At 70.5% G+C, this 25,155-nt stretch carries 23 protein-coding genes; 9 read left to right on the top strand and 14 right to left on the bottom strand.

Going from position 1 to position 25,155, the window contains the following annotated elements:
• Nucleotides 1-118: 118 nt before the first annotated feature.
• From AC5RVZ_RS02350 to AC5RVZ_RS02340, 3 genes are all read right to left on the bottom strand, one after another.
• The gene (locus AC5RVZ_RS02350) at nt 119-2,821 is read right to left on the bottom strand and encodes a hypothetical protein (protein WP_494064169.1); all 2,703 of its coding nucleotides are present in this window, start codon (nt 2,819-2,821) and stop codon (nt 119-121) included.
• 53 nt (nt 2,822-2,874) lie between these two features.
• Nucleotides 2,875-4,524 carry a hypothetical protein gene (locus tag AC5RVZ_RS02345; protein WP_494064168.1) on the bottom strand — a complete coding sequence of 550 codons (1,650 nt, stop codon included), beginning with the start codon at nt 4,522-4,524 and terminating at the stop codon, nt 2,875-2,877.
• A 76-nt stretch (nt 4,525-4,600) separates the two neighbouring features.
• Complete coding sequence (locus AC5RVZ_RS02340; protein ID WP_494064167.1) at nt 4,601-5,872, bottom strand: ABC transporter substrate-binding protein; 1,272 nt, start codon at nt 5,870-5,872, stop codon at nt 4,601-4,603.
• A 306-nt stretch (nt 5,873-6,178) separates the two neighbouring features.
• Between AC5RVZ_RS02340 and AC5RVZ_RS02335 the strand changes: the two genes are divergently transcribed.
• From AC5RVZ_RS02335 to AC5RVZ_RS02320, 4 genes are read left to right on the top strand one after another with little or no spacing between them, the layout of a single operon-like run.
• Nucleotides 6,179-6,901: a GntR family transcriptional regulator gene (locus tag AC5RVZ_RS02335; RefSeq protein ID WP_494064166.1), complete on the top strand. Its 723-nt coding sequence runs from the start codon at nt 6,179-6,181 to the stop codon at nt 6,899-6,901.
• Nucleotides 6,898-8,058, top strand: a complete 1,161-nt coding sequence (locus AC5RVZ_RS02330) for a mandelate racemase/muconate lactonizing enzyme family protein (RefSeq protein WP_494064165.1) — start codon at nt 6,898-6,900, stop codon at nt 8,056-8,058. Before AC5RVZ_RS02335 ends, AC5RVZ_RS02330 begins: the two co-directional genes overlap by 4 nt.
• The gene (locus AC5RVZ_RS02325; protein WP_494064164.1) at nt 8,055-8,870 is read left to right on the top strand and encodes an SDR family NAD(P)-dependent oxidoreductase; all 816 of its coding nucleotides are present in this window, start codon (nt 8,055-8,057) and stop codon (nt 8,868-8,870) included. Before AC5RVZ_RS02330 ends, AC5RVZ_RS02325 begins: the two co-directional genes overlap by 4 nt.
• A complete protein-coding gene (locus AC5RVZ_RS02320; protein ID WP_494064163.1) occupies nt 8,867-9,796 on the top strand; it encodes a dihydrodipicolinate synthase family protein in 930 nt (309 codons plus the stop codon). Before AC5RVZ_RS02325 ends, AC5RVZ_RS02320 begins: the two co-directional genes overlap by 4 nt.
• Here the strand turns inward: AC5RVZ_RS02320 and AC5RVZ_RS02315 are convergent, their stop codons facing one another.
• From AC5RVZ_RS02315 to AC5RVZ_RS02305, 3 genes are all read right to left on the bottom strand, one after another.
• Nucleotides 9,797-10,894, bottom strand: a complete 1,098-nt coding sequence (locus tag AC5RVZ_RS02315) for an ABC transporter permease (RefSeq protein WP_494064162.1) — start codon at nt 10,892-10,894, stop codon at nt 9,797-9,799.
• Nucleotides 10,891-11,898 carry an ABC transporter ATP-binding protein gene (locus AC5RVZ_RS02310; RefSeq protein WP_494064715.1) on the bottom strand — a complete coding sequence of 336 codons (1,008 nt, stop codon included), beginning with the start codon at nt 11,896-11,898 and terminating at the stop codon, nt 10,891-10,893. Before AC5RVZ_RS02310 ends, AC5RVZ_RS02315 begins: the two co-directional genes overlap by 4 nt.
• A 78-nt stretch (nt 11,899-11,976) precedes the next feature.
• Entirely contained in the window at nt 11,977-12,987 is a 1,011-nt protein-coding gene (locus AC5RVZ_RS02305) for a glycerophosphodiester phosphodiesterase family protein (RefSeq protein ID WP_494064161.1), read from the bottom strand.
• Between the two features lie 167 nt (nt 12,988-13,154).
• Here AC5RVZ_RS02305 and AC5RVZ_RS02300 point away from each other — a divergent pair, with 167 nt between their 5' ends.
• From AC5RVZ_RS02300 to ligD, 4 genes are all read left to right on the top strand, one after another.
• Nucleotides 13,155-14,081 carry a Bax inhibitor-1/YccA family protein gene (locus tag AC5RVZ_RS02300; RefSeq protein WP_494064714.1) on the top strand — a complete coding sequence of 309 codons (927 nt, stop codon included), beginning with the start codon at nt 13,155-13,157 and terminating at the stop codon, nt 14,079-14,081.
• 98 nt (nt 14,082-14,179) lie between these two features.
• Complete coding sequence (locus AC5RVZ_RS02295) at nt 14,180-14,578, top strand: type II toxin-antitoxin system VapC family toxin (RefSeq protein ID WP_494064160.1); 399 nt, start codon at nt 14,180-14,182, stop codon at nt 14,576-14,578.
• Between the two features lie 70 nt (nt 14,579-14,648).
• Nucleotides 14,649-15,017, top strand: coding sequence for a helix-turn-helix domain-containing protein (locus AC5RVZ_RS02290; RefSeq protein WP_494064159.1), 369 nt, complete (start codon nt 14,649-14,651; stop codon nt 15,015-15,017).
• A 63-nt stretch (nt 15,018-15,080) separates the two neighbouring features.
• Nucleotides 15,081-16,322, top strand: coding sequence for a non-homologous end-joining DNA ligase (gene ligD, locus AC5RVZ_RS02285; protein ID WP_494064158.1), 1,242 nt, complete (start codon nt 15,081-15,083; stop codon nt 16,320-16,322).
• A gap of 21 nt (nt 16,323-16,343) precedes the next feature.
• On the opposite strand, the gene AC5RVZ_RS02280 is transcribed toward ligD, so the two are convergent.
• Complete coding sequence (locus AC5RVZ_RS02280) at nt 16,344-16,868, bottom strand: TetR/AcrR family transcriptional regulator (RefSeq protein WP_494064157.1); 525 nt, start codon at nt 16,866-16,868, stop codon at nt 16,344-16,346.
• A 76-nt stretch (nt 16,869-16,944) separates the two neighbouring features.
• Between AC5RVZ_RS02280 and AC5RVZ_RS02275 the strand changes: the two genes are divergently transcribed.
• On the top strand, nt 16,945-17,661 hold the full coding sequence (locus tag AC5RVZ_RS02275) for an MBL fold metallo-hydrolase (RefSeq protein ID WP_494064156.1): 717 nt from the start codon (nt 16,945-16,947) through the stop codon (nt 17,659-17,661).
• A gap of 221 nt (nt 17,662-17,882) precedes the next feature.
• Here AC5RVZ_RS02275 and AC5RVZ_RS02270 read toward each other — a convergent pair whose 3' ends face one another.
• From AC5RVZ_RS02270 to AC5RVZ_RS02240, 7 genes are all read right to left on the bottom strand, one after another.
• Nucleotides 17,883-18,470, bottom strand: coding sequence for a ClpP family protease (locus AC5RVZ_RS02270; protein ID WP_494064155.1), 588 nt, complete (start codon nt 18,468-18,470; stop codon nt 17,883-17,885).
• Nucleotides 18,467-19,105 (bottom strand): ClpP family protease, encoded by a 639-nt coding sequence (locus AC5RVZ_RS02265; protein WP_494064154.1) that lies wholly within the window; start codon nt 19,103-19,105, stop codon nt 18,467-18,469. The genes AC5RVZ_RS02270 and AC5RVZ_RS02265 overlap by 4 nt, the downstream gene beginning before the upstream one ends.
• Nucleotides 19,106-19,306: 201 nt before the next feature.
• Nucleotides 19,307-20,710, bottom strand: coding sequence for a glycosyltransferase (locus AC5RVZ_RS02260; protein WP_494064153.1), 1,404 nt, complete (start codon nt 20,708-20,710; stop codon nt 19,307-19,309).
• Nucleotides 20,711-20,831: 121 nt separating this feature from the next.
• The gene (guaA, locus tag AC5RVZ_RS02255) at nt 20,832-22,412 is read right to left on the bottom strand and encodes a glutamine-hydrolyzing GMP synthase (protein ID WP_494064152.1); all 1,581 of its coding nucleotides are present in this window, start codon (nt 22,410-22,412) and stop codon (nt 20,832-20,834) included.
• Nucleotides 22,409-22,954 carry a DUF3817 domain-containing protein gene (locus AC5RVZ_RS02250; RefSeq protein ID WP_494064151.1) on the bottom strand — a complete coding sequence of 182 codons (546 nt, stop codon included), beginning with the start codon at nt 22,952-22,954 and terminating at the stop codon, nt 22,409-22,411. The genes guaA and AC5RVZ_RS02250 overlap by 4 nt, the downstream gene beginning before the upstream one ends.
• A gap of 71 nt (nt 22,955-23,025) precedes the next feature.
• Complete coding sequence (locus tag AC5RVZ_RS02245; RefSeq protein WP_494064713.1) at nt 23,026-23,826, bottom strand: SURF1 family protein; 801 nt, start codon at nt 23,824-23,826, stop codon at nt 23,026-23,028.
• 82 nt (nt 23,827-23,908) lie between these two features.
• Nucleotides 23,909-25,027 carry a GuaB3 family IMP dehydrogenase-related protein gene (locus AC5RVZ_RS02240; protein ID WP_494064712.1) on the bottom strand — a complete coding sequence of 373 codons (1,119 nt, stop codon included), beginning with the start codon at nt 25,025-25,027 and terminating at the stop codon, nt 23,909-23,911.
• Between the last annotated feature and the right edge of the window lie 128 nt (nt 25,028-25,155).

Here is a 25,155-nt window from a genome sequence, read left to right as displayed (position 1 = left end):
GCAACCGGGGGACCCGCTCCGCGGGCGATCCGTCCTGACCACGTGATCCATCTCCGTCGATCTCGCACACCCCGACCACATCGCCGGGATCCTGGTATACCGCGATACTAGCATTGCGTCAGGGTGCTTCATAGAGCCAGTCCAGCGACGCCCGGTCATCGGCTTCTCCGAGGACGGTCCGTCCGCTGAACTCCTGCCCTGCCGGCACGACGCCGAGGACCACGTACGCACCCGTACCCAGTGCGATGGTGTGCTCGCCCGGCTCGTACGCGAACGCGTGCACGTTCACGTCCGGAAGGAAGTCGACGGCGACCGCCGACCGCAGCACGGGTTCGAGCCCGCCGCGGGCATCGGCATGGGTGTCCACTTCGAGGTCGGGCACCTGCAGCCAGACGGCATCCGGGCTCTGGAAGTAGCCGACCAGCACGTGACCCGGTTCATCCAGACGGATCCGCAGGGGGACCTGCCCGTCGAACGCGCCGTCGCGCTGCACGCGGATGCCGGTCAGTCCTTCGAGCTCGGGTGCGACCTCGCGCATGTTGCTGTCGGCGTCTGCGAACACCGACTGGCCTGCGCGGACCGTGAAGGTCTCTGCGTCGCCGGACAGCAGCTCGAATCGCGCGGGCTGGAAGGGCGAGGGTGCGTCCGAGACCGCCTGCGCGCCGGCATCCCCCGACTCCACGCGCGCGAGATTCGCGCGGAAGTTCCGCGCCTCCTCGGCGTAGAGCGGCAGGCACTGGCGCCAATGGCCGAACTCGCGTCCATCGGGGAACGGCACCTTGCGCTGGGGCGTCTGCATGCTGTTGGCGTAGAGATAGGTGCGATCGGTGAGCTCGGTCAGCCGCTCGTAGACCGTCACGCTCTCGTCGATCAGGTCCGCGGCCTTCCGGAGGCGCGCGACCGGCTCGCCGGGGTGGGCGGCGGCCCGCTCCCGGTAGACGACGATCTCGACCGCCGCGAGGACCCGCAGTCGGTAGAACTCGGCCATGAGGGCGACCGCTTCGACGTCCGAGCCCAGACGGTCGTACTCGTCCGCGTCGGCGCGCACCTGCTCCCGCCCCCGAGCGATCGCATCCAGCGCGCGCCGTGCGAAGAAGCACGTGTCCTCGACCACGCTCACGGGTGTCTCGCCATGGTGCGGCTCGCCGTGTGCTTCCCGCCGCGCGTACTCCTCCAGTCGCTCCCCGGCGGGGGCATGCGACTCCCACAGGTCGGCCCAGGGCCGGTGCCGCGCCGCGTTGGTGAGCTGGCTCATCGTCATCCCCAGGCTCAGCGTCTGACGATTGCCCTCCGTGATGCCCAGACGCCGCACGAGCAGGGGCGCGATCTGGCCCATCGCCTCGTACGCGTCGAGCGCCGCCGCCCCGGCCTCCCGTGTTCCGAACCGGCCGGCGAGCAGTCCGATCCAGTGGTCGCGTTCTGCCAGGGGGTCGCGATCGCCCCGCCACGCGTACCGCAGCCACGCCGCGTACCAGATCCAGTCACGGTCGATCTGCCGCAGGCGCGGTTCGGTGTTGTCCGGAGACAGCGGCCACTCCCAATAGAAGAGCGGGTAGAGGTGCAGCCCGTGCGACTGGAGGCGATGGGTGATCGAAAGGACGCTCTTCCGGATGAACGACACCGCGCCGAACCGGAACGGCTCGAGGTTCGCGAGGATGTGGATGTTGACGATGTGCAGGCTTCCCTGGGCCGCGAGCTCCTGGTGGATGCCCTGCCACTTGCCGCGGGGATTCCAGGTCGTCAGCGACTCGCCGTTGAACTTCGCCTCGGTGAACAGTCGAGGGTAGACCTCCAGCGCCTTGGCCAGCACCGGCTGCAGATCGATCGCGTGCGCACGCACGATGACGGGCGGGACCTCGTCGCGCTGCGACCGTGCGACGCCGTCCTTCACGCCTGCCAGGATCGTGTCCACGAACCATTCGGTGCCGTAGATGTCGCCTTGCAGGACCTCCCCGAGGCACACGTACAGCCCCACGTTCGGGAACTCGTCGACGAAGGCGGCGATGGACTTGCGCGTGTAGTCGCTGGTCAGCGGCGTGGGCGCCGGCTGATGGAGCGGGATGCCGTGGTGCTGTGCGAAAGGCAGCGGGATGTGGATGTTGTAGAACTTCACGACGACCCAGATGCCCCGCTTGTCGGCCTCGGCCGCAAGCCAGGTGAGCAGCTCGCGGTTCTCCGCCAGCTCGGCGTCAGTGACCTCCTGCGCTTCGGGATAGTCCGCGAGCCGCACGAAAGACGAGAACGGGTGACCGCTCCACAGGTAGATCACGTTGGCCCGCTCCGAGAGCATCAGGTCCAGGAGGTCGAGCCAGGTCTGCCTGTCGTAGAACCAGGGGAAACGCGCCCGGTTGATCGGATACTCGTAGACCTGGCGCGGCGCCTCGACGGTGGTCTTCTGCAGCCCGATCGCCGGGCCGCGCAGTACGAGGTCGGGGCTTTCGCCCCGGTCGAGATCGCGCGGGATGTCCCCGTATCGCGCGAGCTCTCGCGCGAGCTCCTGACACCCGTAGAGAGTCCCGGACTCGCTCTCGCCGACGACCGCCGTCAGCCGGTCCGGCAGCGACGCCAGATAGAAGCCGTCGCGGGCGGGTGCGCCGGTGTTGTAGAGCAGGATCTCCTGCTCCTCGAGGGCCGCGAGGTCGGCGGATGCGCCCCGTACCCCGACGACGATGCGCGCCGCTCCCCCGACGTTCGGGCCGAGGGGCTGCGTCGATCGGGTGACGGCGTACCCGAGGTCGGCGAGCGCGCGGCTCAGGATGTCGAGGCCGAACCGCAGTCGAGCGCCTGGCTGCTCGGGGTGGACGATGAGGACGTCGGGCACGTGTCGGCTCCTTGCGGGCGTGGGCGGGTCGTCGGGGAATCGAGCGGATGCCGTCACGCGGGCACCACCTCGAACTCGAGTTCGACGCCGTCGGCGTCGCGCGGCGTGATGCGCAGCTCGTGGTCTCCGAAGCGCTGCGTCCAGCGGTCGGTTGCACCCAGGTGCGGTGCGACGACCTCAGCCACCTCGTCCGAGAGGAAGTCCTCCGTCACGACCCAGGCGCCCTCGCCGACACGGTGCACGCCCGCAGGGTGGTCGGGGTCGAGCCACGCCGCGAGCACCACGGTGGCGCCCGCCGCGGCCCGCACACGGAGCAGATCCCGCGTGGGAGCGGGCAGCCGGGTGCCGGCCACCACGATGAGGCTCGCGTCGGCGAGGTCATCCCCGCCCACCGTCTCGTCGAAGACGAGCACGCTGTTCATCGGCTGGAACAGCCCGTGGGTCCGCGTCGGCGCGTCCACGCCGGGAGCGCCGTCGGGGAAGGGATACGCCGAGCGGTCCAGCGGGTTCAGCCGATGGCGGGGGAAGTCGTACCCGGGAATGTGCATGCAGCTGCCGTGACGCGGGATCGTGCCGTGGCTGAGGAGATGCCAGACCTCGAAGACGGACGCGGACCGTTCGGGCGCGCGGTTCCCCCTCTTGCCGAAGGGGCGTTCGGACTGGCCGTAGTCGCTGTCCTCCGCGTGGATGAAGGCGATGTGCGGGCGCGCTTCACGGAAGGTCCACGGCAAGGGGTGCGACGGAACGAACGACGACACGAACTCGAGCCACACCTCGCCGAACGCGGTGGCGCGGAACTGCGAGTCGGTCAGCTGCATCAGGACGTCGATGCCCTCGGTGAACAGATGGCTCGGGCCGAAGAAGTACGCCAGGCGCAGCGCCGACGCATACTCCTCGGGCGAGTGGCCGGGATACCCGGGGGCACGCGTGAACCAGGGCCCGATGTCGGGGCCCCACAGGTCCACGCAGATCCAGAAATCCCGTCGGTACTGCAGCGCCGCGCCGAGCGCGGTGCCCAGTTGAAGGGGCTGGAAGGACTCCTTCATCACCTTCGGGCACGGGCTCATCCCGCCGCGGGCGAGGGTGTGGAACAGCACCGGGAAGACCTGTTCGCTGAGCACGGGGGTCGATGCGTCGGAGGCCTCGCGGATGCCGCCGACGATCGCGCCGACGCGCGACGCGATCGTCTCGACGGCTGCGTCGGGGGGCATCCCGTCGACGGACCCGAAGTGCGGATGGAAGCCGTCCTTGCGGTACTGGTCGGCGTTGATCTGCAGGTGCTCGGGCTCGTCGTAGAGCACACCGCGCAGATCCACTCTCGCAGCGGCTTCGGCGACCAGCGATGCCGGCACATCCCAGCGGTTGGTGCCGGGCCGGTGAGGCCCGTTGATGTTGCCGTACTCGTTCCCGAGCACGAGGCCCAATCCCGCACGGGCGATGTCGCTCAGCAGGACGTGATCGTTCGGATCGCCCGGGAAGGCGTGGTGCACGTAGAAGTCCGCGCCGAACCGTCGCAGTGCCGTGGTGAAGCCTTCAGCCGTGGAGCGGCCGTCCTGCGACGCGAGCAGGACGCCCGTTCCGGTGCGCTTGATCGCATCGGACGACTGCCCCGCCCACGGGTCCTGCCACGCCATGACCGGACCTTGCAGGCCGAGCTGCGGTCGGTGCGCGGTGGCGGGCTGAATCGTCGGGCGGGGAGTCATGCGGGGCTCCTTGGGGTGCGGGGTTCGGCGTGGCGACGGCCGAGCGCCGCGGGGCGCTCGGCCGTCGGAGGGGATGTCAGCCGCGCGCCAGCTGATCCTCGATCTCGGTGGTCATCTGCTCGGCTGCTTCCTCGGGCGTCAGGCGGTCGAACAGCACTTCCTCCATGTAGCGGATGACGACCTCGCCCACCGCGCCGGAACCGGGCGGCGCGGGCGCCGGCACGAACGTCACCTCGGGCTCGGTCTCGCTGATGAACGACACCACTTCCTGCCCTGTCTCATCCAGCGACGGCAGGATGACCTTCTGGTTCGCGCTGCTGGCCGGCACGCCCAGCGATACGAGCATCGTCTCTGCGACTCGCTCGTCGTTGCTGAGGAAGTCCACGAGCTTCGCCGCCGCTTCGGGGTGCTCGGTCCGGCTCGAGATGCCCCAGAACCACGAGGGGATCAGGGCCAGTCCGTTCTCGCTCACGTCACCGTCCGGCGACGGCGGCCGGAGCAGCTCCATCTTGCTTCCCGACGCGGTCTCCAGCGCCGGCAGCTGACTGGCGTAGTAGAAGGCCAGCGCCGAGCGGTTGGTGAGGAACCGCCCCTCCTCGAAGACCCCGGACATCTCCTCGATGAACTCGTCGGGGCTCGGCCCGTTGGCCGCGTCGCGGATGTGCTCGAGGTGGGCGAACCAGGAGGCGGCGGTGGCCGGGTCGTAGCCGATCTCCGCGGACCCGTCGCTGGCGTACAGCGACTCGCCGTGCTGCCCGAGCCACATCTCGAGGGTCGCATTGCCGGCCTCGCCGTAGTCGCTTCCACGCACGTCTCCGCCGAGGGCGGTCGCGACCTGACCGGAGACCTCGTAGAAGTCCTCCCACGTCCAGCTGGTGTCGTCAGGCAGCTCCACGCCCGCCTGCGCGAAGAGATCCTCGTTCGCGATCACGGTGTAGGCGTTCTGCGAGAACGGCAGGCCGTACAGCTCGCCGTCGAGGCTGCCCTGCTCGATGGAGGCCTTCGGGAAGTTCGAGATGTCGATGTCCAGCGTGTTCAGATCCAGAAGGGCGCCGCGGCCGCCGTACTGGAAGAGGTGCTCCTTGTCGAAGGAGATGACGTCCGGCGCGTCGCCGCCGGCGGTCGTCGTGGCCAGCCGGTCCCAGTGCCCGCCGGAGTCGGAGTACTCCGCCTCGATGGTCACGTTGGGGTTGTCCGCTTCGTACTCCTCGATCAGCGAGAGGAAGTTGTCGTGGCGCTCCTGTGAGCCCCACCAGGCGACACGGAGGGTCACCTCGTCGGATTCGGCGTTCCCCGAGCCGCTGCTGCAGGCCGCGAGCGACGCCCCCAGCGCGACGACCGCGGTCACACCGGCAGCCGTTCTCGCACGGGCAGAAAAAGTCCTCATTGAGCATTTCCCTTCACAGTTGATGCGTGACGAGGCTCCTCACTCGGACCTCGTATCGGCCCCGACGCCGCATCGCGTCCCACGCGGTCGAAGTGGAGGCGTTCCGTCCTCATTCGAGCCCGACGTTGGCACTCTAGCATCGTGGTATACCAATGCACCAGTATTTCTCGAACCGACACCGCCGGAGCCATCCGGCCATCGAAGACCCGGCAAGACAGGCGTGCAGAGGTGATTGCTTTTGGTATACCAAGATACTACGATGGCATCATGTCGTTGGATGCATCCGCTGACGCGTTCAGAACGCTGATCATGCAGGAGCCTGCTTCTCGCGGTGACCGCGTGAGGGATGCTCTGCAGCAGGCCATTCTGGACGGCGTCCTCCCTCAAGGGGCCCCGCTGGTCGAACGAGACATCGCCGAGATGCTCGGCGTTTCCAAGACGCCAGTACGTGAGGCGCTCAAGCAGCTGCAGTCGAGCGGCTTGGTCGTGGCCAGCTCGTACCAGCGCGTGAGCGTGCGTCGGCTGGATGAGGCGACGGTGCGCGCCATCGACGAGGCCCGCTACGCCGTCGAGCCGCAGGCGGTGCATCTCGGAGTCCAGCTCCGGGGCGCCGGCGCGCTTCCCTCGGCCCGCCGCGCCCTCGAGGCGGCCGCCGCCCTCCTCGACGGCGAGCAGCCTGCGCAGCTGGGGCTGGCCAACCGGAGATTCCACCGGGAGCTCTATGTTCTGAGCGGGAACGAGTGGCTGATCAGCTTCCTCGACAAGCTGCAGGTGCTCGCTACCTTCATCGCGACGGCCGGCTGGAAGGTCGAGCCGGCGTTCGCCGGCGAGGCTGCCGAGCACACCGAGATCCTCGAAGCCGTCGAAGCGGGCGACGCCGACCGCGCGCGCGATCTGCTGCAGGCGCATATCCACGGCGCCTCCCGAGCCCTCCTTTCGTCTCTCGAACAGGAGGGCGACGCGGTGCCCCAGCACGGGCAGAACGCGTGAGTCCGCGTATCTCGGACGTCCGTCTCACGCCTGTCTCGTCGGCCCGGGCCGGCATCGTGTGCGGCCACGTCATCGTGGAGCTCGTCTCTGACGACGGCGCGATCGGCATCGGCGAGATGTCGGACTTCCAGCACCTGCCGATGTACCACGTCGATGTCGCCGGGCTCGAGGCCACGCTGCGCGGACTGCTCGTCGGCCGTGACCCGCGCGAGGCGACGGCGCTGACGGGCCTTCTGGAGCGCAGCTTCCCCTCCTCCGACTATCTGTACGACAAGGCGGGCGTCATCCGCTGCGGCGTGGATATCGCTCTGTGGGATCTGCGTGCCAAGGCGCTGGGGCTGAATCTCGCTGACATGCTCGGCGGGCGGGTCCGCCCGGCGCTCCCCATCGCGTTCCCGATCTTCCGGCAGCAGTCCCCCGAGGACGTGGACGAGAACCTGGCGCTGGTTCGACGCATGGTCGACCGGGGCTTCGACCGCTTCCGGGTCTATGTCGGGCGGAACCTGGCGCTGGACGAGGACTTCCTCGTGCGAGCCCGCGAGGAGTTCGGAGAGACGGTCTCCATCAAGTCCCTGGACTTCTCCAACCTCCTCGACGCCCGCGCAGCCGCCCGTTTCATCGAGGCCACACGCGATCTCGGCTACGACTTCGTGGAGGCGCCGGCAAAGGCGGGCGATCTCGACGGGCTGAGATTCGTCCGGGAGCGCACTCTCGTGCCGGTGAGCGAGCACGCCACCAGCCCTCGCGCGGCGCTGGCCCTCGCCGCCCACGGAGCGGTAGACATCGTCAACGTCGGGCTCTTCGTCCTCGGCGGCATCACGCCCGCACAACGCGTGCTCGCGATCGCGGAGTCGGCGGGCCTGTCGGTCGTCATCGGGACGACGCAGGAACTGTCGATCGGGACGGCTGCTGCCGCCCACGTCGGCGTCTCCACTTCGGCCGAGGTGCTGGCCAGTGACCCCGTGGGCCCGTTGCTGTACCGACGGGATGTCGTTGCCCGTCCCCTGGAATTCCGGGCGTCGTCGCTTCTTCCGCCCGACGGCGACGGAGTCGGTCTGACGATCTCGCCCGATCTGCTGCGCGCGGCGGCCGAGCCGCTGCGCTGGGACGCCGTCGACACCACCGCTGTCGTCGATCGAACGGGGAGCCCGACGTGACCATCTCGAGCGAAGGACGATGGCGGGGGCGCACGATCATCGTGACCGGAGGCAGCCGCAACATCGGGCTGGCCATCTGTCGGCGCTTCGCCGAGAACGGCGCCCGCGTCGCCGTCAACGGGGTGGTTCCCGGCGAGGCCGAGCAGGTCGCCGCCGCCCTGCGGGAAGAGGGACTCGATGCGAGCGGCTTCGACGCGGACGTCTCGGAGCCGCAGCAAGTGGAGGCGATGTTCAGCGCGATCGTCGACCGGTTCGGTGGCGTCGACGTCCTCGTGAACAACGCCGCGCTCACCATGCAGGGCCGCGTGCCGTTCGACAGGCTCACGCTCCAGGACTGGGACCGCATCTTCGCCGTCAACGCGCGGGGGACATTCCTGTGCGCGGCGGCGGCGGCGCCGCTGCTGCGCCGGCGTGGCGGATCGATCGTGAACATCTCGTCGATCGGGGCTTCCAAGGCGCATCGCTCCGCCGTGGCCTATGACGCCACCAAGGGTGCGATCGAGTCGTTCACCCGGGCACTGGCGCTCGAACTCGCTCCTGATGTCCGCGTCAACGCCATCGCGCCCGGCGCGATCTCCAACGACCGCTATGAGGCTCTCGCACCGTCGACCCAGCGCGACGAGGTGCAGTCGATCCCCTTGGGCCGCGCCGGGACGGGAGCGGAGATCGCTGCAGCGGTGTCGTTCCTCGCCTCCGATGAAGCCTCGTACATCACCGGGCATGTTCTGACCATCGACGGTGGACTCACCGCCCAGGCACGCCAGGCGTCCGCCGAGATCGTGATCGACGCCGCGGAACGAGCGGGCCGATGACTCCCGCCGGGACGACCCGCATCACGGAAGGACTCCGCGGTGTCATCGCCGTCATGGTGACGCCCTACCGCGATGGTCATCTCGATGCGTCGTCTGCGGAGAAGATCGCTCGCACGGTGGGGACCTCCGGAGTCCACGCCGTCGCCGCCCTCGGCAACACGGCCGAGGTGTTCCAGCTGACACCGGAAGAGCAGCGGTCCTACCTGCGCGCCGTCTCACACGCCGACATCCCGGCCCTGCGCATCGCCGGGTTCTCCGGGGCAGCGAGATCCGTGCTGGACGAGATCGAGCGAGCCGCGGATCTCGGCTTCGAGCTGGCGATGCTCCACGAGCCCGCCGATCCCTTCGGCGACAGCGAGGGACTCCTCTCCTATTACCGGTACGTCGCCGGGCGGTCGGCGCTGCCGATCGTGCTCTACCTGCGTACCGAGCGGCTCGATCTCGACGCCCTTCGATCCCTGGCATCCGAGCCCTCGATCGTCGGAGTGAAGTACGCCCGCGCCGATCTCGACACGCTGTCGCGCCTGCTGGGCACGGAAGCCGTCGACGCCTGCATCTGGGTGAACGGAGCGGCCGAGATGCGAGGCACCCAGTTCCTGCCGCTCGGCATCACCGGCTTCACGTCCGGGATCGCCAACGTCCGTCCCGACCTCTCGCTGGCCGTGCACCGGGCACTGGTGGACAGGGATGCCGCGGCGCTCGCCGACATGCTCGCACTCATCGAGCCGGTGGAGCGGCTGAGGGCCGACGGCAATGGGAAGTTCAACGTCGCCGTGCTGAAGGAGCTGTTCCGCGCGGCGGGGACCGACGTCGGTGACGTGAGACCGCCTCACTCACCACTGTCCCGTGCGGCGATCGAGCAATTGCACGCGGCCATCGCCACCTGGCCGCAGCGCCTGGAGCCGAGGGCGGCGGCGCGCATCTGATCAGGCGATGCGGGTCCCCGACGGCAGACGACCGGCGGGCGTACGCGTGCGCGCCCATGCCCACCACAGCAGTCCCGCGGCGAGCAGCGCCTGCAGTGCCATGCCGACGAACCAGCTCGGCGCCGTCCGCGCCGTGATCTCCTCGGGTGTCGGCTGGTCCACGATCGGCATTCGGGAACAGTCGTCCCAGCGCTGCTCGAGCGGCGGGGGCTGTTGGGCCATCCGGACGCCGGTCTTGATCTGACCGAACAGGTCGACCGGGTAGCCGTTGCGGTCGAACGTCGTGGGCGTGGCGTCCGCGAGGATCACGAACGGGTTGGCGGCGAGCAGCCACCACACCCGGTCGAACCGCGGAACCTCGTACGTCGTCACCTGCCACGGGCCGCACGAGATCTCGGCATCCTCGTCGCACGGGTAATCGCCGGTCGGCTCCTCGCCGGGCAGACACGGGAACGTGTCGCCCCGATAGTCGTCGTAGTCGTAGGCGCGGTGATGGCTGGTCGCCTCCGAGCGCACCGTCATTCCGCCGAGCCCGAACGCGATAAGGGTGCCGACGGCCAGCGCGGCGACGACGAGATACGTCGTCGCCACGGAGAACAGCGGGCGCGACAGGATGCCACTGAGTGCGACGCCGATCGCCGCGATGACGCCGACCTCGAAGATCAGGACGAGGAGGGACACCCCGATGGTCGCCGGGTTCCCACCGCCGGCGATCGTCCCGAGAAGGAGGAACGGCACCGCGACCGCGAGGAAGGCCAGCCCTGTCACCCACGCGGCGAGGAACTTGCCGATCAGGATCTCGCCGGTGGTGGCGAGGGTGACCTGCACAGGCGCGAGGGTCGCGGCATCCCGGTCGCCGTTGATGGCGTTGCCGCTCAAGGTGGGCGAGACGAGCACCACCAGCAGCAGCGTGATGTAGACGATGGTCGAGTAGATGGCGGCACCGGGCTCGTCGGCGAAGCCCCACGCGACGAACGACAGCAGTGTGATGATCACCAGCAGCAGGGCGAAGACGCCGAGCAGGACGTACCAGGCGATGCTGCGGGTGCGCTGCGTCAGCTCGAGGCCGACGATCGTGCCGAGACGCTGCGTGTTCACGATGCACCCTCGCTTCCGGGAGCCGCCGGCGAGGCGCCGGGCGGGGTGGCATCCGGTGGGGCCGGCGCCTGCGGAGGTCTGCCCTCACCCAGATCGAGGAACGCCCGCTCGAGCGTGCCCTGCGCCGCGGCGAATTCCACAACCTCGACGTCCGCGGACACCAGGGCGCGCAGCGCGCGGGCGGCGTCATCCTCATCATCGAACGACACGACGAGGTCCCGGCGATCGATGCCGACGGTGTCGGCCGGAATGGCGAGCACCTGTGCCACGCGGCCGCGGGCGTCGGCCGGCTCTGCTCCCGCCACCCGGACGCGCCACGGACGCGCTCGGCGCGCGGCGGCTTCGACGCGGGCGGGATCGACCGTCTGACCGGCCATGAGGAAGACCGCGTCGTCGACGACCTCCTCGAGCTCCGACAGGATGTGACTCGACACCAGAACCGTGCGCCCCTCGGCCGCGAGGCGTCGCAGCAGTCGCCGCAGATCGATGCGCGCCTGCGGATCCAGACCGGATGCCGGCTCGTCGAGCAGCAGCACGCGCGGGTCGTGGACGAGCGCGCGGGCGAGCCCCAGCCGCTGCTTCTGCCCGCGCGAGAGCACCCGGGCCGGCGCTCCCGCCAGGTCGGCGAGGCCCACTTCGGCCAGCAGCGCGTCGGCCCGAGCGGATGCCTCGGGCTTGGGTATCCCGTACAGGCGTCCCGTGACGATCAGGGTCTCGCGCGAGGTGAGGCTGCCCCATGCGCCGAGCGCGTCGGGCATCCAGCCGAGCAGGGCGCGGGCCGCCTGCGGCTCGGCGACCGGGTCGACGCCCTCGATGCGGATCGTGCCCGCGTCGGGCGCAAGAAGCGACCCGAGCATCAGCAGCAGGGTCGTCTTGCCCGAGCCGTTGGGTCCGACCAGTCCCGTGACACGTCCGGCCTGCGCTCGCAGCGTCACGTTCCGCACCGCGTGCACGTTCCCGAACGAGCGACGGACGCCGTCGGCGACGATTCCGGCGGTGATCAGGCTCTGCGCGGTCACACGCCTCACCCTAGGGGGCGGCCCGACTTCCTTCCTACGGCGCGCCGGGCTGTCACCCGCCGTTCACCTGCGGAAGAACTCGACGCCGAGATCGGGGTGGTCGACGAAGACGGCGTCGAGGCCGCACTCCTGGAGCACCGACCACTCCCCCTCCCAGTCGCCGAACGCCGACGGGCCGCCACGGCCACGGAACTGCCCGATGAGGAAGTGGTTCTCGGGCCGCGCGGTCCATGTGTAGACGGCGAGGCCCCGCCCGTGCGCATCGGCGACGAGCGACGACGGACCGGTGAGGCGGCCGAGGCGGTCGGGCGCGAGGATCATGCGCTTGTCGACGCTGATCCCGTCGATCCGGCCGGCGAGGTCGTCGAGGCCGGCAGGCGAGACGATCCGTCGATACGTCGGCGCGGCCTTGCCCCGCTGCGCGACGAGATCGGACGGGCGCCCCTTCGCCTCGAGCAGATAGACGTAGGTCGCCGGGATGCCGCGCTCCTGCAGGGCGAACAGCACCGTGGACTCGAACGACTCGACGGTCAGCGGCAGCTCTCCCGAAGCCCACCCGGCCTCCCGGAGCTCGGCCTCGACGAGCGCGGCGACGTCCCAGCCCAGCGAGCCGAAGTAGGTCGCGTGCTTGATCTCGAGCACGACGCCGATCTCACGTCCGTGCTCGAGCGACGCCTCGCGCACCGCATCGAGCACCTCGCGCAGTCGCATCACCGGCTGCTGATCGTCGAAGCTCGCGCTGGCGGGCCTGATCTCGGGCAGGCGCTCGCGGCACCGCAGCGATGCGAGCTCGGCCCAGCTGAAGTCCTCGGTGAACCACCCCGTGATCGAGACCCCGTCGACCGTCTTGGTCGTGCGGCGCTCGGCGAACTCCGGCCGCTCCGCGACATCGGTCGTCCCCGAGATCTCGTTCTCGTGCCGCACGACGAGCACGCCGTCCCGCGACACGACCACGTCCGGCTCGACCGCGTCCACGCCCATGGCGAAGGCGAGCTCGTACGACGACCGCGAATGCTCGGGGCGATATCCGGGCGCACCGCGATGCCCGATGACGAGCGGAGATCGGCGCGGCACCGTCTCAGGGTAGCCGCGGGGATGCAGGCATCCGGGGTGCTGACCGCCCGCGCGAACGAATCCATAGACGTCTCACAGCAGGAGACTCTCTCGTCCGGCACGGCGGTCCGATATCGTGGGTTTACAGCACCGTGCTGGGATTTCCGTGACTTTGGAGTGTGAGAGCAGTGGCCCTCAACAACCCCGCGTTCAGCAACCCGGCCTTCCAAGACCCGAAGGCCGTTCAGACCTACCCGGGCGGTCGGCAGGCTGCCGGGCTGACTCCGCCCGCTGCGCCGACGCAGTTCGCGGCAGCGCAGCACGCCGGAACGGATGCCGCGACGCAGGCGCACCTGGAAGGCATGTACGCCGCCCCGCCGGCCGGCGCCATCGAGACCGACCGCATGACGGTGGAGGACTCGGTCTGGAAGACCGTCTCCCTCTTCGCCATCCTGCTAGTGACCGCCGGCGTCGGCTGGGTGTGGACGATGGCCGGCGTCACCGCCGCCAACCCGAACCCCTCGATCGTTCCGTGGCTCCTCGGCGCGCTCGGCGGCTTCGTCCTGTCCCTCGCCGTGATCTTCACGTCGCGCAAGAAGGTCCGCCCCGCGCTGATCTTCGCCTACGCGGCGTTCGAGGGTCTCTTCGTCGGTGGCATCTCGGCCTTCTTCGAGTTCATCTGGCCCGGCATCGTCTTCCAGGCGACCCTGGGAACCCTGTCGGTCGTCGGTGTGACCCTGGCGCTCTTCGCCAGCGGCAAGATCCGCGCCTCGGCGCGTGCGACCAAGATCTTCATGATCGCGATGGTCGGCTACCTGGTGTTCTCGCTCGTGAACGTCGGTCTGATGCTCTTCAACGCGCCGATCGCCGGCGGCGCCTTCGGCCTGCTGAGCCAGAAGTTCATGGGCATCCCGCTGGGTGTCATCATCGGCGTTCTCGTCGTCATCATGGCGGCGTACTCGCTGGTGCTCGACTTCGACCAGATTCAGCAGGGCGTGCGCAACGGCGCTCCCCGCGCATACGGCTGGCTGGGCGCGTTCGGCATCATGGTGACGGTCGTCTGGCTGTACATCGAGATCCTCCGCATCCTCGCCATCCTGCGCGGCAGCGACTGACGCGAAGAACCGCAGAAAGGCCGTCCGGCTCGCCGGGCGGCCTTTCCGTTTCCGGGATGCAGGTGTGCGATGTCGGCGGCCGGTGCCACCATCGCTGCATGACCCGGTTCGCGATCGACCTGCCTGTGGCGATGCGCCTGCTCGAAGACGACATCCGGATCGCCGACGAGCACAGCCTCGTCGGCCCGAACCTGCTGCGGTCGCAGGCGCTGTCGGCGCTGTACCGCAGTGTGCGCTCCGGCGAACGCTCCCGCGAGCAGGGGCGCCTGCTGCTCGAACGCCTCGCCGGGCTGAAGATCCGTCTGCTCGGCGACCGCGTCTCGCGTGCCGTGGCGTGGCAGCTCGCCGACCAGCTCGGGTGGGACGACACGGCGGATGCCGAGTACTTGGCGGTGGCGAAGCTGCAGGCCGACGCGCTCGTCGCCTCCGATCCGGCGATTCGTCGGGTGGCGGAGGGGATCGTGCCGCTCGCCGACTTCGCCGACCTCACCCGGTGACGTGCGGCATCCGTTCTGCTGTGGGCGGAACGCGTGGCGGATGCGGCGGCATCCGCTCTAGCGTGAGCGCATGGCCGAGCTGATCCCCCTGCCGTCCCGTCCCGCGCGCGACCCCGAGCCGCTCTGGCGCGACGCGCTCGGCGACGTGCTGCGGCGACTCCGGCATGAGCGGCGCGAACGCCTGGCCGATACCGCTCGCCGCGCCGGCGTCTCGCCGCAGTACCTCTCCGAGGTGGAGCGGGGCCTCAAGGAGCCCTCGAGTGAGATGATCGCCGCCATCGCCGGCGCCCTCGGCGTGACGCTGGTCGATCTGACCGTGGCGGTCGCCGAGGATCTCCGTGGCTCCGTCGAGCTGACGTCGGTCACGTCTCAGCCGGTCGCGGCACCGGCCGCAGCGCCGCGGGCCGAGGCCACGAACGTGTACGCACTGGCGTCCTGACACGATCCTCACTTCGGATCAAGCTCTGGCAGCCGTGCGGACCGCGCGGCTAGCCTCGGCGCCATGAGCCCATCCAAGACTCCGGCCGAGACGCTCGACATCGGCGGGCACGAGGTGCGCATCTCGAGCCCCGACAAGGTCGTGTTCCCCGAGCCCGGCATCACCAAGCTCGACGTCGTCCGGTACTACCTCTCGGTCGCCGACGGCGCGCTGCGCGGCGCCGGCGGTCGCCCCATGGTGCTCAAGCGCTTCCCGAAGGGCATCGACGCCGAGCCCTTCTTCCAGAAGCGCGTGCCCGAGAACCACCCCGACTTCATCGACACCGCGACGCTGCACTACGCCTCCGGCACCTCCGCCGAGGAAGCCGTCATCCGGGATGCGGCGGGCCTGGCGTGGGTCGTCAACCTCGGATGCCTCGACCTCAACCCGCACCCCGTGCGCGCCGAGGACCTCGATCACCCTGACGAGCTGCGCATCGACCTGGACCCGATGCCCGGTGTCGATTGGTCGCAGATCGTCGACGTCGCCTTCGTCGCGCGCGAGGTGCTCGACGATGTCGGGCTCGTCGGCTGGCCGAAGACGAGCGGATCGCGCGGGCTCCACATCCTCGTCCGCATCGCGCCGCACTGGGACTACAAGCAGGTGCGCCTGGCGGCCGAGACACTGGCGCGCGAAGTCGAGAACCGCGCCCCGGGGCTGGCGACTGCGCGGTGGTGGAAGGAGGAGCGCGGCGAGAGCGTGTTCGTCGACTTCAACCAGAACGCGAAGGACCGGACCGTGGCATCCGCGTACTCGATCCGCCCCTTGCCGGACGCCCGCGTATCGACTCCGCTCGACTGGGACGAGGTGCGCTTGCGTCACCCGGAGGAGTTCACGGTGCTGACCGTGCCCGAGCGCTTCGCCGACGTGGGCGACCCGCATGCCGGGATCAACGAGGCGGTCGGCACGCTCGAGGGGCTGCTCCGGCTCGCGGATGAGCTCGGTCCCGCCGAGAAGCCGCCGCGCGGGGAGGGCGCCGGCGATGGCCGGCGCCGATCGACGATGCCGCTCATCGAGGTCGCCCGAACGAAGACGAAGCCCGAGGCGCTCGACGCCCTCGAGGAGTGGAAGTCACGTCACCGCGCGGTCGCCGAGCAGCTGCATCCCGCCGATGTGCTGGTGGACGGCATGCGCGGGTCGAGCTCCCTCTGGTACCGGGTTCGCGTGAACCTGCAGCACGTGCCGGAGTCGAAGCGCCCACCGCAGGAGGAGCTCATCGCGGACTACGACCCATGGGCGGGGCGGGAGTGGCCGGGAGCGCGCTGACCGGGCTGCGGCCGGCGCTCGTCAGCCGCGCAGGCCCGCCTCGAGCCGTTCCAGCCCGTACTCGAAGGCCTCGTCGACGTCGCCGCCCAGACGGAACGCGCCTGCCAGCTCCATGTTGAGGAACCCCGTCGCCCACGCCGTCACCAGGCGCGCGGCATCCAGCGCACGCTCCTCGCCGACGAGCGTGCGTGCCGCCTCGAGCACCGGAGCAGCCGCGCGGCCCATCGCATCGGCGGCGCCGTCCACGGCGAACAGCAGGCGGAACCCCTCCGGGAACTCATGCGCGAAGGCCCGGTACGCCCGCGCGAGCGACGCGAGCGAGCGATCGGATGCCGCCAGCCGGCCGGCGAGGTCGTCCGCCGTCGCCTCCGCGACCAAGAGCACGAGGGCGTCCCGGTCGCGCACCCGCTTGTAGAGCGACGGCGCACGGACGCCCACGCGCTCGGCGACCGCCTGCATGGTGATCCGCCCGAGACCGCCCGACTCCAGCAGCGCCCGACCGGCGGCGACGATCTCGGGCAGGGTGGTGCGCTCTGGCGTCGGCATCCGAGTCCCTCCGATGGCTATTGACGTAAGCCATCATAGCTACGTAGCATAGCCATGCACAACCGGAGGGAACCACATGCGACTCGGACCGCACCTGCACCGCATCGGCAACGACATCGTGGCGGCGTATCTCGTCGTGCTGCCCGAGGGCATCACGATCATCGACGCCGGCCTGCCGGGCCACTGGCGCGAGCTGGAACGAGAGCTCGCGGAGCTGGGCCGCCCGCTCGACGACGTCAAGGGCATCGTCCTCACCCACGGCGACAGCGACCACATCGGCTTCGCCGAGCGACTGCGTCTCGAGCGTGGCATCCCGGTGTACGTGCACGCCGCCGACGCGGATCGAGCACGGGGCGGCGACAAGCCGAAGACGGCGATCGGCCCCATGCGGTTCGGGGCGACCGCCCGGTTCTTCGCGTACGCGCTGCGCAAGGGCGGGATGCGTCCGCGGTATCTCTCCGAGGTCGTCGAGACCGGCGACGGGGATGTGCTCGACCTTCCGGGGGCGCCCCGGGTCATCGCTCTTCCCGGCCACTCCCCCGGCAGCATCGCGGTGCACCTGCCGGTCGCGCGGGCGGTGTTCGTCGGCGACGCACTGACCACGCGCCACGTGCTCACCGGACGGCAGGGGCTGCAGCCGGCGCCGTTCACCGACGAGCCGGACGAGGCTCTCGCGTCGCTCGACCGGCTCGGCAACCTCGATGCCGAGTGGGTGCTGCCCGGCCACGGCGCACCCTGGCGCGGCTCGCCCGCCGAGGTCGCCGCCGCCGTGCGCGCCGCCGCTCACGCGTGAACCGAATGCCCGAACTCGGCCGAAGCGGCGGCCGACGAGGCGGCGACGCCGCAGTCGCAGGCGGCTGCCGCGTCCCCGCCACCGCGAAGGCTGAGCCGCGGCACGGACCCTCGCCGGATCACCCGCGGGCACGTGCGCATCACTCAGGCAGAACGGTCCCGGCGTGTCGCGGATGCGGCCACGTGCGGCATCCAGCCTGAGTTGTGCGCAGCGGCGCCGGCTCAGCGCGCGGTGAGCACGTGGTCCGCCAGGCCGTATGCGACCGCGTCGGCAGCGGTGAAGATTCGATCGCGGTCGGTGTCGGCCCGCAGCTTCGCGGCATCCTGTCCGGTGTGCCGTGCCAGGATCGCCTCCACGTCCCCTCGCACGCGCACCAGCTCGTCGGCCTGCAGGATCAGGTCGGGAATGGCTCCCCGCCCCTGCCCGGCAGGCTGATGCAGCACGACGCGCGCATGCGGCAGCACCGACCGCTTGCCCGCGGCCCCGCTCGCCAGCAGCACCGCGCCGACACCGATCGCCTGCCCGACGCACGTCGTCGCGACATCCGGGCGCACGTGCTGCATCGTGTCGTACACGGCCAGCATCGCCGCCGGGTCGCCGCCCTCGCAGTTGATGTAGAGCTGGATGTCGCGCTCGGGGCTGTCGGCATCCAGATGCAGCAGCTGGGCGATGAGGGCGTTCGCGACGCCGGCGTCGATGGCGGTGCCGAGGTACACCACCCGCTCGGCGAGAAGATGCGAGTAGACATCCATGATTCGTTCGCCGCGCGGATGCTGCGCGACGACGTTGGGGATCGTGTACGAGCTCATGCCGCCACCTCGCTGGTGCGCTCGGCCGGAACGCCGAGCCCCGCAGGACGCCGGCGGCGGGGCACGACCTGCGCGAAGTCGTCGACGATGCCGTCGATGAAGCCGTAGTCGAGCGCCTGCGCTGCGGTGTACCAGCGGTCGTGCAGCGAGTCCTCGAAGATCCGGTCGATGCTCTGGCCGGTGTCCTCGGCGACGAGCCCGAGGACGGTGTCGCGTGTGTACCGGAGGTCGTCGGCCTGCACCTCGACGTCCACGGCGGAACCGGCGATGCCGGACGACCCCTGGTGCATGAGGATGCGGGCGTGCGGCAGCGCCCGCCGCTTTCCTTTCGTGCCCGCCGATAGCAGGAACTGCCCGGCGCTGCAGGCGAGGCCCAGGGCGAGGGTCGCGACGTCGTTGGGAATCAGTCGCATGATGTCGCGGATCGCGAGCATCGACGGCACCGAGCCGCCCGGCGAGTGGATCCACAGCGCGATGTCGGATGCCTCGTCCTCGGCCGCCAGCGCCAGCAGCTGGGTCGCGATCAGCGTGCCGTTGTCGTCGTCCAGCGGCCCATCGAGCACGAGGACCCGCTGCCGGAAGAGCTCGCGGCGCTCCTCGGCGCCGAACTGGGGGATCTTACCTTCTTCTGCCATGCGCCCAGCCTGCGCCGCCTGCCGTGCGGCCGCATCCGCTTCCGCTCCGGGCGGCTCCGCCCTCAGCGGAGCGCGCCGTCCTCGCCGACCTCGGGTGCGCGCAACTCAGGCAGATCGAGCCGTCACGCGCGGCACGCCGCCGATATGCCGCCCCGAGCCTGCGTTATGCACGGCCGCCGGTTCCCGAGCCGCGCCCCGGGCCTAGGCCCGCCGGGACGGCGCGGCGAGGACGTCCCGCACGGCCTGTGCGAGCGACTCGGTGACGCGGTCCGGGTCGACTCGCCGCGCCATCTGGGCGGCCTCGCGCGAGAGGCGCGCGTGCTCCTCGGGGTCCTGGATCACCCGCACGATCGCCGCGGCGAGCGCGTCGATGTCGCCGTCGGGGACGAGCACCCCGCCGCCATTTGCCAGGTGGTCTCGCGGCCCATAGCGCACGTCGTACGCGATGACCGGGCACCCGTGCACCATCGCCTCGACGATCGCGAGCGCCTGGCCCTCGAACGCGGACGTGGTGAGGAACGCGGATGCCTCGTCGAGCACCTTCCCGGGGGTGTCGGTGATCCCGCGGAGCACCACGTGCGCCCCGAGGTGCTCCTCGTCGATGAGGGCCTGCAGGCGGTCGTGCTCGGCGCCGCCGCCGTAGATGTCGAGCGTCGCCTCCGGCACCGATTCGAGGACCGTCTTGAACGCACGGATCGCGTGGTCGACGCGCTTGCCGGGCGCGAGGCGATTGAGCATGACGACCCGCCCGCGGTCCCGTTCCGAGCTCGGCGTCACCGACGAGGCCGCCGGCACGCCCGCCGGGATCACGAGGTGGACGCCTTCGCCGCCGAAGCGCTGCACCACATCGGTCCGCTGCGATTCGCTGAGCCACAGCACGGCGTCGAAGCGCTCGGCCATGCTGAACCAGCGATCCCACAGGGCGTTCACCGGGGCATCCGGCGTGTACGGCGGCTCGAGGTGGATCGTGTGGATCGCGTGGATCAGCCGCACACCGGGATCGCTCCAGCCCGCGATCAGCTCGCCGAGCTGCCGCGACTCGCAGACCACGACGACGGGCTTGTCGCCGTTCGCCGCATGCAGCTCGGCCACCACGTGCTCGAGCCACGCCCGGTACAGCGCCCCGAACCCGGCCACAACGCCGACGACGCCGCCGCCCGCGTCGTACACCGCGACGGGGGCCGTCGTGATGTGCCAGTCGGGATCGCCGTGGATGACCGGGATGCCCACGACCGGTCGGCCGTCCGCATCGTCGACGCGACGATACTCCAGCGCGGGGTCGGGCGTTCCGGGTGCCGCCGCGGCGCGCAGCCAGTCCGCGGCACCGCCGCCGGGCGCCGCCGCCTCGTCGAAGAGGTTCCGCATGCGCTCCGGATCGACGATGAGCTCGCGCTCGAAGAAGGCCCTGCGGTGACGGGCGTGGTCCGCCGCCGAGCCCGGATCGAAGGTGAGGATGAGCGGCCCGCGCCCGTCGTGGGCACCCGCGGCCGCCATCTGGCGGGCCCGCGCGAGCACGGCGAGGCCGTAGCCCCCGTCATGATCGGGGATGAGCCGGCTCGAGAGGATCAGGTACTCGGCATCCGGAAACTGCGTCACGCCTCCCATCCTCCCGTACACCTTGCTGCGCGCGTTGCTGAGCCTCCGGTCGCTGCTTCCCCGATGCCGAAGACCGAAGGGAGCGGGAACGACGGATGCCTCGGACGACGGTCCGAGGCATCCCTCACGTTCACTCCCACTCGATGGTGCCCGGTGGCTTCGACGTGACGTCGAGAACGACCCGGTTGACCTCGCGCACCTCGTTGGTGATGCGGTTGGAGATGCGAGCGAGGACGTCGTACGGCAGTCGCGTCCAGTCCGCTGTCATGGCGTCCTCGGACGACACGGGGCGCAGCACGATCGGGTGGCCGTACGTGCGGCCGTCGCCCTGGACGCCGACCGATCGCACGTCGGCCAGGAGCACGACGGGGCACTGCCAGATCTCGGCGTCCAGTCCCGCCTTCGTCAGCTCGGCCCGGGCGATGGCGTCGGCCTCACGCAGAATCTCGAGGCGGTCAGCGGTGACCTCACCCACGATCCGGATGCCGAGGCCGGGGCCCGGAAACGGCTGGCGGCCGACGATCGCCTCGGGCAGGCCCAACTCGCGGCCGATCGCGCGCACCTCGTCCTTGAACAGGGTGCGCAGCGGCTCGACGAGCTCGAACTGCAGGTCCTCGGGGAGGCCGCCGACGTTGTGGTGGCTCTTGATGTTCGCGGTGCCGGCACCGCCGCCGGACTCGACGACGTCGGGGTACAGGGTGCCCTGCACGAGGAACCGGATCGGCTCGCCGTCGGCTTCGGCCTCCGCGACGAGCTCGCGCTCTGCGGCCTCGAACGCGCGGATGAACTCGCGTCCGATGATCTTGCGCTTCTGCTCGGGGTCGCTGACCCCCTCGAGAGCGTTGAGGAACTGCTCGCGCGCGTCGATCGTGATCAGGCGCACGCCGGTCGAGGCGACGTAGTCGTTCTCGACCTGCTCGCGCTCGCCCTTCCGCAGCAGGCCGTGGTCGACGAAGATCGCCGTCAGCTGGTCGCCGACCGCCTTGTGCACCAGCGCGGTCGACACAGCGGAGTCCACGCCGCCCGACAGCGCCGAGATCACGCGGCCGCTGCCGATCTGCGCGCGGATGCGCTCGACCTGCTCGGCGATGACGTTGCCGCTGTTCCAGTCCGCGGGAAGACCCGCGGCCTTGTGCAGGAAGTTCTCGAGCACGCGCTGGCCGTAGTCGGAGTGCTTGACCTCCGGATGCCACTGCACCCCGTAGAGCCGGCGGGAATCGTTGGCGAACGCGGCGACGGGGGTGGCGGCCGTGCGGGCCAGCACGTCGAACCCCTCGGGGGCGCGCGCGACCTGGTCGCCGTGGCTCATCCACACGTTCTGCTCGGCCGGCTGCCCCTCCAGCAGCGTTCCCTCGGTGACGATGGTCGCGTCGGTCGCGCCGTACTCGCGAAGCCCGGTGTGTGCGACCTCGCCGCCCAGGTGCTGAGCCATGTACTGGAAGCCGTAGCAGATGCCCAGCGTGGGCACGCCGAGGTCGAACACGCCGGTGTCCAGCGACGGGGCGCCGTCCTCGTACACCGACGACGGGCCACCGGACAGGATGATGCCCACCGGGCTCTTGGCGGCGATCTCCTCGGCGCTGGCGGTGTGCGGCACGATCTCGCTGTAGACGCCGGCTTCACGCACGCGTCGGGCGATCAGCTGCGCGTACTGGGCGCCGAAGTCCACGACCAGGACGGGGCGCTGGGAGGTCTCGGTCTGTTCGGTCAACGCGGGGTCTCCGTCGGGATAGGGGGGGCGGGGGTGTCGGTGGGGGCACCGCGGCCGACGCGGTCGGCCTCGCGGCGCTGGAGGTAGCCGCGGACGTCGCGGGCGACGCGGGCCTCCATGAAGAACGACAGCAGCGGGACGATGCCGCCGAGTGCGAGCAGCAGGAAGCGGCCGAAGGGCCACCGCATGAGGCTCCAGACCCGGAAGCACGAGAAGAGGTAGACGACGTAGAACCAGCCGTGCGCGACGAGGATGAACAGCGAGATGTTGAACCCGTCGCCGGTGGAGATCATCTCGCAGTCATTGGTCATCGGCGCGAACAGCGACCACCACTCGCACGTGGGTCCGGCGATGACCGGCGCGAGCCAGAGGATGCCGCCCGATCCGCCGGCGAACAGCTCGACGTGCAGCGGCGTGTACTTGAGGATCATCTCGGCGACGAGCAGCAGCAGACCGATGCCGGTGATGATCGAGCAGATCTGGTAGAACTTCAGGGCTCCGCGGATCGCCGGGAACGAGGCGAGCTTGGGTTCGCGGGGCATGCGACCAGTCTACCCGCGGGATTCCGGGCGCCTTCCCGTCGGGATGCCCTCGCCGCGGCTGCGGCGCCGGGTCAGGATGCCTCGGGACGGGGCTCCTCGCCGGGTTCGAGCTCGTCGCCGCGCGCGAGGTCCTCGAGGTCTTCGACCTCCTTCTCCCAGGCATCCCGCGCCAGGCGGTACCAGAGATAGAACGCGAAGCCGGCGAACACCGCCCACTCGGCGGCGTAGAAGATGTTCAGCCAGTTGACGTTCGACTGCTCCTCGGGCGCGGGAGACGAGATCGCGGTGAGCCCGCCGAACGGCTCCGTCGAGGCCAGGTACGGCCGGTACACCTCGAGGCCCTCGACGTCATGCCAGCGGCCGAGCAGCGCCGCCGGTGACATCCGCGTCATGGTCTGCGGATCGGCGCCGGCCGGCGGCGGCTGCGGGCCTTCGTCGGAGATCAGCCGCCCGGTGACCTCCACGACGCCGCCATCTTCGACATCCAATCGCTCGACCGCCGCACGCGCCTCGGCCTCGCTGGCCGCCCAGCCGAGGGCGACCGCGAGCGAGATCGGCCGGTCGGTGCCCGCGAGCCGGAGCTGGCCGGTGACCCAGTAGCCCTCGACGCCGTCGTTGAACCGCGACGCCACGATGAGGAAGTCGCCGGGCACCCACGAGCCGGATGCCTCGACCCGCTGCCCGACCAGGGGGCCGGGGAGATACGCTCCCGGCTCCACGACGTCGGCGAGCCGGCGCACCTCCTCCGTCGCGCCGGCAGGCGGGGGGTTCGTGTCGATCGCCCGCGACAGCTGCCATTGCCCCAGCCACGCGAAGACTCCTGCCACCACCAGGCACAGCAGCAGCAGCCCGATCCACTGCGGCCGGAGCATCACCTCGCGCAGCGTCGGCGGGAAGACCTCGGGTTCGGCGAGTCCGCCGCCGCTGCCGGGGGAAGGGTCGGTCACGGCTGCGTCATCCCGCGGAGTACGGCGCGACGACGACCTCGACGCGCTGGAACTCCTTGAGGTCGGAATACCCGGTCGTCGCCATCGACTTGCGGAGGGCTCCGATGAGGTTCGCGGTGCCGTCCGCGACAGGCGCGGGGCCGTAGAGGATCTCCTCGAGCGGCGCGACCTGGTCGACCTTCACGCGGCGTCCCCGCGGGAGCTTGGCGTGGTGGGCTTCGGGTCCCCAGTGGTAGCCCTGGCCCGGGGCATCCGTCGCGCGCGCGAGCGCCACGCCGAGCATGACCGCGTCGGCGCCCATCGCGAGCGCCTTGACGAGTTCACCGGAGGTGCCGACGCCGCCGTCGGCGATGACGTGCACGTACCGCCCGCCCGACTCGTCGAGGTAGTCGCGGCGCGCCGCGGCGACGTCGGCCACCGCGGTCGCCATGGGCGCGTGGATGCCGAGCGTGGCGCGGGTGGTCGAGGCCGCTCCTCCGCCGAAGCCCACCAGGACCCCGGCGGCGCCGGTGCGCATGAGGTGCAGCGCGGCGGTGTACGTCGCGGCGCCGCCGACGATGACCGGCACGTCGAGGTCGTAGATGAACTTCTTGAGGTTGAGGGGCTGGTCGACGCTCGAGACGTGCTCGGCCGAGACCGTCGTGCCGCGGATGACGAACAGGTCCACGCCCGCCGCGACGACCGTCTCGTACAGCTCCTGCGTGCGTTGGGGGGTGAGCGCGCCGGCGACCGTGACGCCCGCCGCGCGGATCTCGGCGAGCCGGTCGCGCACGAGCTCGGGCTTGATCGGCTCGGCGTAGAGCTCCTGCATGCGTCGCGTCGCGTCGCCCTTGTCGAGACGGGCGATCTCGTCCAGGAGCGGCTCGGGGTCGTCGTAGCGCGTCCACAGACCTTCGAGGTCGAGGACGCCCAGGCCGCCGAGCTGACCGAGCATGATGGCGGTGCGAGGGCTTACGACGGAATCCATCGGGGCGCCCAGCACCGGGATGTCGAAGCTGAACGCGTCGATCGTCCACGTGGTGGAGACATCCTCGGGGTTGCGCGTGCGCCGCGACGGCACCACCGCGATGTCGTCGAACGTGTAGGCGCGACGCGCGCGCTTGGCGCGACCGAGTTCGATGTCCATGCTCACGTCCCCAGCCTACCGGCCGGGGTTTCGGATGCCGCGGCGCGTCCGTGCGCCCTCCTCCACACGGATTCGGACCCGGTCCGCGCATTCGGACAGACCGGCGTGCAGCATCCGCATCCGAGGCC

Source organism: Arthrobacter sp. Cza30, assembly GCF_059090765.1.
The sequence above is the reverse complement of the archived record's forward strand: the minus strand, read 5'-3'. Positions and strand labels throughout refer to the sequence as shown.

Bases quoted from the DNA above. Each gene is read 5' to 3' on its own strand.
- AC5RVZ_RS02345 (WP_494064168.1), bottom strand. From the start codon at position 4,524: ATGACTCCCCGCCCGACGATTCAGCCCGCCACCGCGCACCGACCGCAG.
- AC5RVZ_RS02335 (WP_494064166.1), top strand. From the start codon at position 6,179: ATGTCGTTGGATGCATCCGCTGACGCGTTCAGAACGCTGATCATGCAG.
- AC5RVZ_RS02320 (WP_494064163.1), top strand. From the start codon at position 8,867: ATGACTCCCGCCGGGACGACCCGCATCACGGAAGGACTCCGCGGTGTC.
- AC5RVZ_RS02295 (WP_494064160.1), top strand. From the start codon at position 14,180: ATGACCCGGTTCGCGATCGACCTGCCTGTGGCGATGCGCCTGCTCGAA.
- AC5RVZ_RS02290 (WP_494064159.1), top strand. From the start codon at position 14,649: ATGGCCGAGCTGATCCCCCTGCCGTCCCGTCCCGCGCGCGACCCCGAG.
- ligD (WP_494064158.1), top strand. From the start codon at position 15,081: ATGAGCCCATCCAAGACTCCGGCCGAGACGCTCGACATCGGCGGGCAC.
- AC5RVZ_RS02280 (WP_494064157.1), bottom strand. From the start codon at position 16,868: ATGCCGACGCCAGAGCGCACCACCCTGCCCGAGATCGTCGCCGCCGGT.
- AC5RVZ_RS02275 (WP_494064156.1), top strand. From the start codon at position 16,945: ATGCGACTCGGACCGCACCTGCACCGCATCGGCAACGACATCGTGGCG.
- AC5RVZ_RS02270 (WP_494064155.1), bottom strand. From the start codon at position 18,470: ATGAGCTCGTACACGATCCCCAACGTCGTCGCGCAGCATCCGCGCGGC.
- AC5RVZ_RS02265 (WP_494064154.1), bottom strand. From the start codon at position 19,105: ATGGCAGAAGAAGGTAAGATCCCCCAGTTCGGCGCCGAGGAGCGCCGC.
- AC5RVZ_RS02260 (WP_494064153.1), bottom strand. From the start codon at position 20,710: ATGGGAGGCGTGACGCAGTTTCCGGATGCCGAGTACCTGATCCTCTCG.
- AC5RVZ_RS02250 (WP_494064151.1), bottom strand. From the start codon at position 22,954: ATGCCCCGCGAACCCAAGCTCGCCTCGTTCCCGGCGATCCGCGGAGCC.
- AC5RVZ_RS02245 (WP_494064713.1), bottom strand. From the start codon at position 23,826: ATGCTCCGGCCGCAGTGGATCGGGCTGCTGCTGCTGTGCCTGGTGGTG.
- AC5RVZ_RS02240 (WP_494064712.1), bottom strand. From the start codon at position 25,027: ATGGACATCGAACTCGGTCGCGCCAAGCGCGCGCGTCGCGCCTACACG.